At 68.9% G+C, this 13,367-nt stretch carries 5 protein-coding genes; 2 read left to right on the plus strand and 3 right to left on the minus strand.

Annotation, left to right across the window (positions count from 1 at the left end; genetic code table 11):
* Window positions 1-36: 36 nt before the first annotated feature.
* The 3 genes from AC3ITM_RS10070 to AC3ITM_RS10080 are packed head-to-tail and all read right to left on the minus strand — an operon-like array spanning window position 37 to window position 4,230.
* On the minus strand, window positions 37-1,476 hold the full coding sequence (locus AC3ITM_RS10070; protein WP_489264692.1) for a serine hydrolase domain-containing protein: 1,440 nt from the start codon (window positions 1,474-1,476) through the stop codon (window positions 37-39).
* Window positions 1,477-1,513: 37 nt separating this feature from the next.
* A complete protein-coding gene (locus tag AC3ITM_RS10075) occupies window positions 1,514-3,136 on the minus strand; it encodes an N-acyl-D-amino-acid deacylase family protein (RefSeq protein WP_489264693.1) in 1,623 nt (540 codons plus the stop codon).
* The gene (locus AC3ITM_RS10080) at window positions 3,133-4,230 is read right to left on the minus strand and encodes an alpha/beta fold hydrolase (RefSeq protein ID WP_489264695.1); all 1,098 of its coding nucleotides are present in this window, start codon (window positions 4,228-4,230) and stop codon (window positions 3,133-3,135) included. Before AC3ITM_RS10080 ends, AC3ITM_RS10075 begins: the two co-directional genes overlap by 4 nt.
* A 512-nt stretch (window positions 4,231-4,742) precedes the next feature.
* Here AC3ITM_RS10080 and AC3ITM_RS10085 point away from each other — a divergent pair.
* Together AC3ITM_RS10085 and AC3ITM_RS10090 are read left to right on the plus strand one after the other, a co-directional pair.
* On the plus strand, window positions 4,743-8,048 hold the full coding sequence (locus AC3ITM_RS10085) for a hypothetical protein (RefSeq protein ID WP_489264696.1): 3,306 nt from the start codon (window positions 4,743-4,745) through the stop codon (window positions 8,046-8,048).
* A gap of 425 nt (window positions 8,049-8,473) precedes the next feature.
* Window positions 8,474-13,357, plus strand: a complete 4,884-nt coding sequence (locus AC3ITM_RS10090; RefSeq protein ID WP_489270078.1) for a glycoside hydrolase family 94 protein — start codon at window positions 8,474-8,476, stop codon at window positions 13,355-13,357.
* Window positions 13,358-13,367: the final 10 nt, after the last annotated feature.

The raw sequence follows: 13,367 nt of genomic DNA on the forward strand, positions 1-13,367 counted from the left end.
CGCGGGGTCCGCGCCCTGCCCGCGTGGCGGCGCCGGTCAGTTCGCCGGTGCCGCCGGCGCCAGCGCGGCGGCGATCTGCGACAGATGCCTGTTCCAGTCGAACTTCTGTCCTTCCGGGGTCCAGCCCAGGCGCACGATCACCGCGTCCTGCGAGGGGATGACCGCCACGATCTGGTGGTTGTGGCCCATCGCCATATAGGCATCGGGCGCCACATCCTGCAGCACCTTGCGCCCCGCTTCGGCGGCCGCGGGCCGGTTCAACCACAGCTGCGCGCCGTAGGAGGGCCGTTCCGATGCCGGGGTCGGGGTCCGCGCGAAATCCAGCCATTGCGGCGACAGCAGGCGCTTGCCGCCGGCCTGACCGTGGTTGAGATGCAACAGCCCGTAGCGCGCCCAGTCGCGGGCCGTGGCATAGCCGTAGGAACTGCCGACCAGCACGCCGGACTCGTCCGGCTCGATCAGCGCGCTGCGCATGCCGGCCGGTTCGAACAGCCGCTTCTGCGCGAACCGGGTCATGCCTTCCAGCGTACCGCCGGTGGCCTGGAACACGATCCGCGACAGGATGTTGGTGGTGCCCGACGAATAGCTCCAGTGCGTGCCCGGCGCGTGCTCAAGCGGCCGGGCGGCGGCCAGCGCGCCCATGTCGCCGGCCTCGAACAGCATCTTGATCGAGTCGTTGCCCGGCTTGTAGCTTTCCACGAAGGCCAGCCCGCTGGACATCGTCAGCAGTTGGCGCAGCGTGATCGCCGCGCGCGGGTCGCCCGCGCCCTGCCACTCGGGCACCGGCGCGGGGGCGTCCAGCGCCAGCACGCCGTCATCGACCAGCAGGCCGACCAGCGTGCCCATGAGGCTCTTGGTTGCCGACCAGCCGAGCATCCGGGTGTCCTGGGTAAAGCCCGGCGCATAGTGCTCTGCAACGATCGCCCCGCCCTGCACCACCACGATCGCCCGGGTATCGGGATAGCCGCCGGTGTTCTGCTCGTCGAAGGCGGCACGCACCGCCGCATCCAGCGCGGCGCGGTCGAGCCTGGCTTCGGCGGCGGCCTGCAGCCTGGCCACCGGCGCATCCCCCTGCGGCCAGGGCCTGGCCGGCCGCGACGGCAGCGGCTTGAGCCGGGCCGCCTGGGCGTTGAGCGCCTTCAGCGGTACGTCGCCGGTGGTCAGCGTGCAGCCCACCGCCGGGCGATGCAGTGCGGTACGGGTGGCCGTGCCCGGCGCCGACGCGGTCACGGTGTGCGCCTTGCGGTCCACCGACAGCGCCACCGTTTTCGTGAAAGGTGCCAGCGCATGGATGTCGTCGCGCAGCACGTCGGCCTCGGCGCGCCCGGCCACGAAGATGCCGGCGCAGGCGATCTGCGCGGCCACTGCCGTGCCCAGGTCGTCGTTGCTGGTGATCGGCGGTGCGGCCGCCGCTGCCTGGCCTGCCGCGGCAAGCGCCAGGGCCACGAGGCCGGATCGGTAAGGGTGTCGGATCATGGTGAACTACCTTTGGTCGATGCAGCGATGGAATGGATCAGCGCTGGCGGCAGGGGTGGCGCAGCACCGCACCGGCCCTGGCGCCGGTAGGCGTGCCGCCATCGAGGGCGACCACGCCGTTGACGATCACCATCTCGATGCCGGTCGGCGCTGCGGTCGGTGCGTCCCAGCTGGCGACATCGTCGAGCGTATCCAGGTCGAACAGCACGATGTCCGCGCGCATCCCCGGGCGGATCAAGCCACGATCCTCCAGCCCCATCCGCTGCGCCGGCCAGCTGGTCATCTTGCGCACCGCCTCCTCCAGGGTCAGCACCGGGCGCCGCTTGACGTACTCGGCGATGATGCGCGGGAAGGTGCCATAGGCACGCGGGTGCGGCAGGCCGATGGCGCCGGGCTGGCCGAAATTGACCGCCGCGGCCGCATCGCTGCCGATGCTGACCCACGGCTGGCGCAGCGCCAGTTCGACATCGGGCTCGCTCATCATGAAATACAGCGCGACGGCGCGGTTGGGCAGCCCTTCCAGCGCGATGTCCCAGGCCGCATCGGCCGGATGCAGGTTCAGTTCGGCGCCGATCTCGGCCAGGGTCCTGCCGTGGAAGCGCCGGTACTTGTCGCTGAAACCGTTGGCCAGGCGCACGTTTTCAAACCCACCGGAGGCATGCACCAGGTTCGACCAGCCCGGCATCGAGCCGGCGGCGACCTCCTGCTTCATGCGCTCGCGCACCTTGGGGTCGCGCACGCGCTCGATGCCTTTTTCCACGCCATCGGCCCACACCCAGCTCGGCGCGATGATTTCCAGCCCGGTGCCGCCGGCGGTATACGGATACAGGTCGGCGGCCACATCGACACCGCGCGCCCGCGCCGCGTTGATCGTGGCCAGCGCCTGCGGCATCAGCTTGCCCCATTGCGGCGCGAAGGCGGCCTTGAGGTGGAAGATTTCGACCTTGACCCCACCCTTCTCGCCGATCTCGATGGCTTCCTCGATCGCCTGGACCACACCCTCGCTTTCGTCGCGCATATGCGTTGCGTAGAAACCGTCGCATTGGGCGGCCACCTTGGCCAGCGAAACCAGGTCGGCGGTGCTCTGGAAGCTGCTGGGCGCATAGATCAACGCGCTGGAGATGCCGAACGCGCCGGCCTCCATCGCCAGCTTGACCTGCTGGCCCATCGCCTCCAGCTGCCTGGCGGTGGGCGCGCCGGCAGCGTCGCCCATCACGTGCACCCGGGCTTGGGTGGAGGAATAGTAGGTGCCGAAATTGACCGAAATACCCTGGGTTTCCAGCGTGCTGAAATAACCCGGCATCCCGGCGGCAGGCACCGGCGGCCCACCCTCGCCGCCGATCAGGGTGGTCACGCCCATGCGCAGTTTGTTTTCCGCCGCGCCATCCTTGAGCAGGGCCGCGCCGGACTGGTCCATCATGTCGATGAAGCCCGGCGCCACATAGCGCCCGCGCGCGTCGATCTCGCGGATGCCCTTGCCGGGAACCTGCCCCACCTGCACCACCCGCCCGTCCTTGACCGCCACATCGGCCCGCACCCACGGGTTGCCGGCGCCATCGAGCACGCGGCCGCCACGGATCACCAGGTCATGGTCGGCCGCAGCCGCCGTGGCGGCCAGCAGCATCGACACGGCCGTCCACAGGATGCCGCGCGCCATCATGGCTGCGTCTCCGCTTCGGCGCTGGCGCCGGTCGCGCCGACAGCCGGCGGTGCCTTGGCTGCGTCCGCGCGCACCTCGTCGACCACCTCACGTACCGCGACCACTACCCGATCGGGCTTCTCGATCTGGATGTAGTGACTGGAATCGCCGACGATCTGCTGCCGCCCGCGGCTGGACATGGCGGCCTGATCGGCGCTCAGGGCACGCCATTCCTGCTTGAACCGCGCGCCTTCGGCAGCGGTCATGCCCATTTTCTTCAGCTCTTCGGCGGTGAACGGAATCAAGGCGGTCAGCACGATCAGCGGGCGGTCGCCAAAGCTGCGTACCGCGCGGGCGTCATCCATGGTACCGTCGAAGCCATCGACTTCGGATTTGGCCCCTTTGACCGACGTGCTGGCATAGGCGGCGATCTGGGCGGCATCGTCCCTGGGGCGCTTGCCATGGTCGGCGCGCGAGAACAGGAAGCGCACGATGCCGGTGCGCGACAGCACCGTCATGGTGTTCATCAACAGCGACACCTTGCGCGGATGCACATCGATGCTCACCACCTTGCCAAGCCGGGCGATCTGGTCGGGGTGCGAGGCGTCCACCATCACCAGCCCGGCAACCTGCTCGCCATAGCGGCCGGTATAGGTACGGATGTAGGGCCCGCCGATGGAATGGCCGACCAGCACCAGCGGGCCGCTGATGTCGGCGGCCTTCAGCAGCGCATGCAGGTCCTCGGCCACCGCGGCGGCGCGCTGCGGCGAATCCTTGGGGTCACTGTGCAGGATGCCGGCGCGGTCGTAGGCGCAGGTGCGGGTGAAGGCGGCGATCCGGTCGTGGACCAGGGCCCAGTCCAGCGTGCCGCCGGTGCCCAGCCCCGATTCGAGGATCACCGTCGGCGAGCCGCTGCCGCGGCAATCGATGTGCATCCGGCGCCCGCCGATATCGACGATCTCGCCGCGCAGCGGAAAGTCCCTCTCGGCGTTGCGGCGGCCCAGCGCCTCGTACACCGCCCCGACCAGGGTGAGCAGCAGCAACAGGGCCAGCAGCCCCAGCAGGATGCGCTTCACCCATCGGCCCAATCGCCGCCAACCTGTCACTGCTGTCATGTCATGTTCCCTGAATGGCGTACTGAAGCCGGACGGCGCCGGTGGTTGGCGTGCGTGATTTGGCTACCTGAAGGTGCTGCATTGCGTTGCGCCAGGGGCACGCCCCTCGGGACCGCTCGTCCGGTCCTGCTTCCGTGGCAAATATCCCAGATAGGATATAAACGTCCCAATAAGAGAATTGTCAAGATGCAGCGCGGCACCCCGCCGGTCCCGCCATGAGGTCCGCGCTCAATCCTGCGGGCTGTCGGCGGCGGATTCCGGAGTGCGGGCAGACCTTCGTCAATGCCGATCGTCATCCGGCAATCGCCGATGCCCTGGAAGGCTGTGTCGTGGTCGAGCGATCCCCCTGCTCACATCCCAGGTCCGACCCGGGTGGTATAAGCATTGCTCTTGCGCGCTCGTCATCGCACCCAACAGGATTGTCCATGCTTCAGGTCCTGAGGGTTGTCAGGCACTGGCTACGCCAGCGCCGACGTTCATCGCGTTGGAACACGGCCATCAAGCCGTCGGTCTTGGTCGAAGCACCGCTGCGCGCGGCACTGTTCAATGTCGAGCAGATGGAAATGCATGGCCGTGCGCTGGCCGGCGAACACGCCGTGCACCTGCGGCCGGGCCAGGAACGCCTGCTCGGCCGGCTGGCGGAAAACGAAGGCCTGCTGGATGATGTGTTCGGCCAGCTCACCGCCATGGTGCGCGATGAAATGCGCATCACCCCCGCAGGCGAATGGCTGCTGGACAACTACTATCTTGTCGAAGAGCAGATCCATACCGCGCGGCGGCATCTGCCGGAAGGCTATAGCCGCCAGCTTCCGTCCCTGGCGCAGGGCCGCTCCGCCGGGCTGCCCCGGGTCTACGATCTTTCCCTGGAGGCCATCGCGCACGGCGACGGCCGCGTCGATGGGGAAACCATCAGCCGCTTCATCGCCGCCTACCAGGCCATCACGCCGCTGAAACTGGGCGAGTTGTGGGCGATTCCGATCATGCTGCGGCTGGCGCTGATCGACAACCTGCGGCGCATGGCGGTGCGGCTGATGCACGATGGCGCCGACCGCCGGCTGGCGGGCCGGTGGGCGGGCCAGCTCAACCGCGCCGCCGCCGACAGTCCCAAGGATGTCGTGCTGCTGGTCGCCGACCTGGCCCGCTCGGGGCCACCGCTGTCGGGAGCCTTCGTTTCCGAACTGGCCCGGGGGCTGCAGGGCCGCGGTGGTGCCTTCTCGATGCCGATCACCTGGCTGGAGCAGTGGGCCGCGGCCGAAGGCCACCGCGTCGAGGAACTGGTGCAGCAGGAAAGCCAGCAGCAGGCGGCAGACCAGGTCTCGATCAGCAACAGCATCGGCAGTCTGCGCTTCCTGGCCACCATGGACTGGCGGGAATTCGTCGAGAGCATGAGCGTGGTCGAACATCGCCTGCGCCAGGACCCGTGTTGGACCTATCCGTTGATGGATTTCAGCACGCGCGACAGCTATCGGCACGTGGTGGAGAAGATCGCGCGACAGGCCGGCATCGGCGAGGAGACCGTCGCCGCCACGGCGCTGGGCCTGGCGCAGGCGGCGGCCGCTGTCGACCCGGCGGCATTCCAGGCCCACGTGGGGTTCTACCTGGTGGACGACGGCGTGGTGCAGTTGCAGGCCGCGTTGCGCGCGGCCGCCCCTGCAGCCAGGCCGGTCCGGCTGTCGCGCCAGCGTATCCCGCTGCCTGCCTACCTGCTGCCGATCGCCGCGATCGTCGCCGTGTTCAGCTGGGGCCTGGTCGCCGCGGCGCCGTCATTGCAGGGCGTGCTGCTGGCCGTAGTGGTGCTGTTGGCGGTGGTCTCGTTCAGCGAAATGGGGATCGCGCTGGTCAACTGGGCCGCCACCGTGCTGGTATCGCCGCAGCGCCGGCCGCGGATGGATTTCTCCAAGGGGATCCCGCCGGCCGCGCGCACCCTGGTGGTGGTGCCCTGCATGCTGGGCAGCCTGCCCGATGTGGACAACCTGGTCGAAGGGCTGGAAGTGCGCTTCCTGGCCAATCGCGACCCGCACCTGCACTTTGCGCTGTTGACCGACTTCCTCGATGCCGACCAAGCCACCTTGCCCACCGACGCGGCGCTGCTCGAGCGCGCGGTACACGGGATCGAACAGCTCAATCACCGCTATGGACTGGCGCGCACCGCCGAAGGTGGCGGCGATGACCTGTTCTTCCTGCTGCACCGGCCACGCCAGTGGAACGCCGGCGAACGGCGCTGGATCGGGCACGAGCGCAAGCGTGGCAAGCTGGCGGCGCTGAACCGGCTGCTGCGCGATGGGATCAGCAGCGATTTCCAGCAGACCACCGGTAGGATCGAGGCGCTGGCGCAGGTGCGTTACGTGATCACCCTGGACACCGATACCCAGCTGCCCCGCGATGCCGCCCGTGAACTGATCGGCACCCTGGCCCACCCGCTCAACGCAGCGCACTTCGATGCCGCGCAGGGCCGCGTGGTTCGCGGCTACGGCATCCTGCAACCCAGCGTGGGTACCCGCCTGGGTGGCCGGCGCAGTTCGCGCTACGCGCGCATGTTCGGCAGCGAGGCCGGCATCGACCCCTATACGCGTACCGTGTCGGACGTGTACCAGGACCTGTTCGGCGAGGGCTCCTTCGTCGGCAAGGGCATCTATGACGTGGACGCCTTTGAACGCGCATTGGCCGGGCGCTTCCCGGACAACCGCATCCTCAGCCACGATCTGCTCGAAGGCTGCTACGCGCGGGCCGGGCTGATCAGCGACGTGCGCCTGTTCGAGGACTACCCCAGCCGCTATGCCGTGGACGTCAAGCGACGCCACCGCTGGATACGCGGCGACTGGCAACTGCTGCCGTGGTTGTTGCCGTGGGTGCCGCGCCAGGACGGGCGCTACGAGCGCAACCCGCTGTCATGGCTGTCGCGCGGAAAGCTGCTGGACAACCTGCGGCGCAGCCTGGTGCCGGCCACGACCACCACCCTGCTGGTGCTGGGCTGGCTGTATTCGCCCGACCCGCTGGCGTGGTCGGCCTGGCTGATGAGCCTGTGGCTGCTGCCGGTGCTGATCCCTGCGCTGCGCGATCTGTCTTCGATGCCGGTCGACATGCCGCCCAAGGCCTACCTGCTGCAGCTCGGCCGGTCGGTGTTGCAGCAGTTGCTGCGCGCGGCGATCAACCTGGCGTGCCTGCCCTATGAAGCCTTCTTCAGCCTGTCGGCGATCGTGCGCACGCTGTGGCGGCAGTGGGTGACGCGCCGATTCCTGCTGCAGTGGAACCCGTCCAGCGAGGTGGAGCGGGTGCTCGGCCAGGGCGTGGCGGCCGAGTTCCGCAGCATGTGGCCAACGGCCCTGTTCGCCGTTGCGGTGGCCGTGTTGCTGGCGTCCCGGCAACCGGCCTCGCTGTGGGTAGCGGCGCCCTTCGTGCTGCTGTGGCTGGGCTCGCCGGTGCTCATGGCATGGCTGGGGCGCCCGCCGGCCCGCCGTGCCGCCGACCTGTCCAACGCGCAACGGGCCTTCCTGGGCAGGCTGGCCCGACGCACCTGGTCATTCTTCGAGACCTATGTCCGCGCCGAGCGCGGGTGCATCCGGCCGTGGTCGTGGCCCGGCGCACCTCGCCGACCAATATCGGCCTGTCGCTGCTGGCCAACCTGTCGGCCTGGGATTTCGGCTATCTGCAGGTCGGTGGCGTCATCGAGCGCACCCGGCGGGTATTCGATACGCTCCAGGGCCTGCCGCGCCACCGCGGCCACTTCTACAACTGGTACGACACCCAAACCCTGCGCCCGCTGCCCCCGGCCTATATCTCCACGGTCGACAGCGGCAACCTGGTCGGCCACCTGTTGACGTTGCGCCAGGGGCTGTTGGCGCTGGCCGACGCCCCGGTGCTGGGCCCCAGCACCTTCACCGGGCTGGCCGATACCCTGGGCGTGCTGGAAGAAGCGCGCCAGGCCGCCGGGCGCGTGGACCCGTCGGTGTCCACGGCAATGGGCGATGTCCGCGCCACGCTCGCACAGGCCCTGGCCGATCCCCCTGCAACGCTGCTCCAGGCCGAACGCACGCTGGCCGCATTGGCGCTGCATGCCGATGCCCTGGTGGCGGCCTGGCCCGCGGCCGTGGACGCTACCGAAGCGGCACCGCATTGGCCGTCCACCCTGGCCGATACCTGCCGGTCGGCGCTGGCCGAGCTGGCCTTCTTTGCCACGGCAGCATCGCCGCATGACAGCAACGGCGATGGCGCGCGCGAAGCCCCCATCCCCACCCTGCGCCAGATGGCCGCCCAGGCCGCCAGCGCGCCGGTCAGGGCGCGGGCGCGCGAGCGCATTCTCGAACTCGAGCGGCTGGCGCATATCGCCGGCCAGTTCTCGCTGATCGAGCACGGATTCCTCTACGACCGTGCGCGCCACCTGCTGGCGATCGGCTACAACGTGGACGAGCACCGCCTGGATGAGGGCCTGTACGACCTGCTGGCCTCCGAAGCGCGCCTGAGCAGCTTCGTCGGCATCTCCCAGGGGCAGTTGCCGCAGGAAAACTGGTTCGCGCTGGGACGTCCGCTGACCGAAGTCAACGGCAACGCGACGCTGTTGTCCTGGAGCGGCTCGATGTTCGAGTACCTGATGCCGCAGCTGGTGATGCCCAGCTATCCCGATACGCTGCTGGACGAGACCGCCCGGCATGCCGTGCAGGCGCAGATCGCCTATGGCGCCGACCACAAGGTGCCGTGGGGCATTTCCGAGTCCGGCTACAACACCGTCGATGCACGCCTGAACTACCAGTACCGTGCGTTCGGCGTGCCGGGACTTGGCCTGCAGCGCGGGCTCGGCCAGGACCTGGTGATCGCGCCCTACGCCAGCATGATGGCGCTGATGGTGGCGCCGGAAGAGGCCTGCCTCAACCTGCAGCAGCTGGACGCGCTGGGATTCCAGGGCGATTTCGGCTTCTACGAGGCGATCGACTACACCCCTGGGCGGGTGCCGCACGGGCAGTCCTATGCGGTGGTGCGCTCGTTCATGGCGCACCACCAGGGCATGGGCCTGTTGTCGCTGGTGCATCTGCTCCACGAGCAGCCGATGCAGCGCCGCTTCGTGGCCGATGTGGAGTTCCAGGCCACCTTGCTGCTGTTGCAGGAGCGCATTCCGCGCGCTGGCATCTTCCATCCGCACAAGGCCGTGGCGCTCGAGGAACACGCCACCACGGTCGATACCGAAACCCAGCTGCGCATCTTCCAGAACCCGGGCAGCTCCCGGCCGGCGGTACAGCTGCTGTCCAACGGGCGCTATCACAGCCTGCTGACCAGCGCCGGTGGCGGCTACAGCCGGCATCGCGATATCTCGATCACGCGCTGGCGCGAGGATGGCACCCGCGATCACTGGGGCACCTTCTGCTACCTGCGCGATGTGGCCAGCGGCGAGTTCTGGTCGACCGCGCTGCAGCCCACCGGCGTGCCGGTGGAGCAGTACGAGGCCATATTCTCCGACGCAAAGGCCGAGTTCCGCGGCCGCAGGAATGGCTACGAAACGCACCTGGAAGTGGCCATCTCCGCCGAGGACGACATCGAACTGCGTCGACTGCGCCTGTGCAACCGCAGCCGCCGTACCCGCATGATCGAGATCACCACCTATGCCGAAGTGGTGCTGGCGCCGGCGATCGCCGACGAACTGCACCCTGCGTTCAGCAATCTGTTCGTCCAGTCCGAGATCGTGCGCGACAAGCAGGCGCTGCTGTGCACGCGCCGGCCGCGCTCGCACGATGAAGTACCGCCGTGGATGTTCCATCTGGTGGCGGTGCACGATGCCGAGATCAGTGCGATCTCCTATGAAACCGACCGGGCGCGCTTCCTGGGCCGCGGCGGCACGCCGCGCGCGCCGCATGCGTTGAGCGTGGACCAGGCGCTGTCCGACAGCGAGGGCTCGGTACTGGACCCGGTGGTGGCGATCCGGTGCCGTATCGAGCTGGCGCCGGGACAGACCGCGTTGATCGACATGGTGCAGGGCGTCGGCGCGGACCGCCAGGCCTGCGTGGCGCTGGTGGACAAGTACCGCGACCGCCGGCTGGCCGACCGGGTCTTCGACCTGGCCTGGACGCACAGCCAGGTGGTGCGCCGCCAGATCGATGCCTCGCAGACCGATGCGCAGCTCTACGAGCGGCTGGCCGGGCTGATCGTCTACACCCATCCGCTGCTGCGCGCCGACCCGCAGGTGCTGCTGCAGAACCAGCGCGGCCAGTCCGGGCTGTGGGGCCACGGCATCTCCGGCGACCTGCCGATCGTGCTGCTGCAGATCGCCGATACCGACAACATCGAACTGGTCCGGCAGATGGTGCAGGCGCATGCCTACTGGCGCCTCAAGGGCCTGCGCGCGGACCTGGTGATCTGGAACGAAAGCCAGCCGGGCTACCGCCAGCAGCTGCACGATCGGATCCTGGGAATGATCTCGGCCGATCCGGAAGCCAACGTACTGGATCGGCCCGGCGGCATCTTCGTGCGACCCGGCTACCAGATGCCGCAGGAGGACCGCATCCTGCTGCAGTCGGTGGCGCGGGTGATCATCAACGACCAGCAGGGCACGCTGGCCACCCAGGTCGGCCGCCACGAACCGCCGGTGCGCACCCCACCGGCCCTGCTGGTGGAGGCCGACGCAGCAGACCGCGACCGCCACGCCCCCTTGCCGGCGCTGGATGCACCAGCGCAGGCGCGCGATGCCCAGGCCGTGCCGCTGCCCGGCCCTGCGCTGGAAACCGACAGCGCACTGCTCCACGACAACGGCACGGGCGGCTTCACCGCCGACGGCCGCGAGTACGTGATCACCCTGCACGAAGGCCGGCCGACGCCGGCGCCGTGGTCCAACGTGCTGGCCAATGCACTGATGGGCAGCGTGGTAAGCGAAAGCATGGTCGGCTACACGTGGTTCGAGAACGCGCACGAGTTCCGGCTGACGCCGTGGCACAACGACCCGGTCAGCGACAGCGGGGGCGAAGCGTTCTACCTGCGCGATGAAGACAGCGGGCACGTATGGTCGCCCACCCCACTGCCCTGCCGGGGGCGCGGCGCCTACCGCATCCGTCACGGATTCGGCTACAGCGTGTACGAGCATGAGGAAGACGGCATCGCCTCGGAACTGTGGGTGTATGTCGCCGTCACCGACGCAGTCAAATACTCGGTACTGAAGCTGCGCAACCTGTCCGGCCGGCCCCGTCGGCTGTCGGCGACCGGCTATGTGGAGTGGGTGCTGGGTGGCATCCACGCCACCTCGCAGATGCACATCGTCTGCGAGCGCGACGCCGCCAGCGGCGTACTCACCGCCCGCAACCCCTACAACACCGAGTTCCAGGGCCGCGTCGCGTTCTTCGATACCGATGCCAATGGCTGCAGCTACACCGCCAGCCGCAGCGAATTCCTCGGCCGCAACGGCAGCATGGCCGATCCGGCGGCACTGCACCGCCAGCATCTGTCCGGCCAGCTCGGCGTGGGCCTGGACCCGTGCGCGGCCATCCAGGCCCCGCTGTTGCTGGCCGATGGACAGGCGCAGGAAGTGGTGTTCCGGCTGGGCATGGGCAAGGACGCCGAGCAGGCCCTGCAGCTGGCCCGCAGCGTACAGGGCGGGCAATGCGCCCGCGATGCGCTGATGGAGCTTGCCGCCCACTGGCACGGGCTGCTGGACGTGGTCCAGGTACAGACCCCGGACCCCAGCGTCGATGTGCTGGTCAACGGCTGGCTGATGTACCAGACCCTAGCCTGCCGTTACATGGCCCGCAGCGGCTACTACCAGTCCGGCGGCGCGTTCGGCTTCCGCGACCAGCTGCAGGACACCATGGCCACCGTCCATGCCGCCCCCGCCCTGGGCCGCGCGCACCTGCTGCGGTGCGCGGCCCAGCAGTTCCCCGAAGGCGACGTGCTGCATTGGTGGCACCCGCCGCAGGGACGTGGCGTGCGCACGCGTTGTTCGGACGACTTCCTCTGGTTGCCATTGGCCACCTGCCGCTACGTGCAGGTCACCGGCGATACCGGCGTACTGGATGAGCAGGTGCGCTTCATCGAAGGGCGCGCACTGAACCCCGGCGAAGAGTCCTACTACGATCTTCCCGTGGTCTCCCACGACCAGCAATCGCTGTACCAGCACTGCGTGCTTGCGTTGCGGCGGGGGTGCACCCTGCTCGGTGCGCGTGGATTGCCGCTGATCGGCGCCGGCGACTGGAACGACGGGATGAACCTGGTCGGGCGCGACGGGCGCGGTGAAAGCGTGTGGCTGGGCTTCTTCCTGTTCGATGCCCTGCAGCGTTTCGTGGCAGTTGCACGCGCGCACGGCGACCCCGAATTTGCCGGCTACTGCAGCGAACAGGCGCAGCGCCTGCGCGCCAACCTGGAAGCGCACGCCTGGGATGGGCAATGGTATCGCCGCGCCTGGTTCGACGATGGCACCCCGTTGGGATCGACCCACAGCGATGAATGCAGGATCGATTCGATCTCGCAGAGCTGGTCCCTGTTGTCCGGCGCCGCCGACCCCGCGCGTGCCGCCACCGCGATGGCATCGCTGTCCACGCACCTGGTGAACCGCCAGGCAGGCATCGTGAAGCTGCTCGATCCGCCCTTCGACAGGACACCGCACGACCCCGGCTACATCCGCGGCTACGTGCCCGGCGTGCGCGAGAACGGCGGGCAGTACACCCATGCCGCAGTCTGGGCGGCGATGGCGTTCGCCCAGCAGGGCGATGCGGCAACGGCCTGGGAGCTGGCACGCATGATCAACCCCATCCATCACGCAGGCGATGCCGCCGCGGTGGCGGTCTACAAGGTGGAGCCCTATGTGCTGGCCGCCGATGTCTACGCCGTGGCGCCGCATGTCGGGCGCGGCGGCTGGACCTGGTATACCGGCTCGGCCGGCTGGATGTACCGGCTGCTGACCGAATCGCTGCTTGGCCTGCAGCGCCATGGCGACCGGCTGGTATTCGTGCCCTGCCTGCCGCCGCAGTGGCCGCAGTACACGCTGCGCTACCGGTTCGGCTCAAGCCTGTACATCATCCAGGTGGAACAGGTCGGTACGGGCCCTGCCAGGCTGACGCTCGATGGCGCCACCCGGGCGGAGCTGCACGTGCCGCTGGTCGACGACGGCGGCGTGCACCAGGTTCACCTGGCCTGGCCCAGCCCGCCGCCGGCATGAGGCGCCGGCC

This window comes from Stenotrophomonas sp. KH_029 (assembly GCF_057839765.1).

Excerpts from the sequence above, each read along its gene's own strand:
- AC3ITM_RS10080 (WP_489264695.1), bottom strand. The coding sequence starts at position 4,230 with ATGACAGCAGTGACAGGTTGGCGGCGATTGGGCCGATGGGTGAAGCGC.
- AC3ITM_RS10090 (WP_489270078.1), top strand. The coding sequence starts at position 8,474 with ATGGCCGCCCAGGCCGCCAGCGCGCCGGTCAGGGCGCGGGCGCGCGAG.
- AC3ITM_RS10070 (WP_489264692.1), bottom strand. The coding sequence starts at position 1,476 with ATGATCCGACACCCTTACCGATCCGGCCTCGTGGCCCTGGCGCTTGCC.
- AC3ITM_RS10075 (WP_489264693.1), bottom strand. The coding sequence starts at position 3,136 with ATGATGGCGCGCGGCATCCTGTGGACGGCCGTGTCGATGCTGCTGGCC.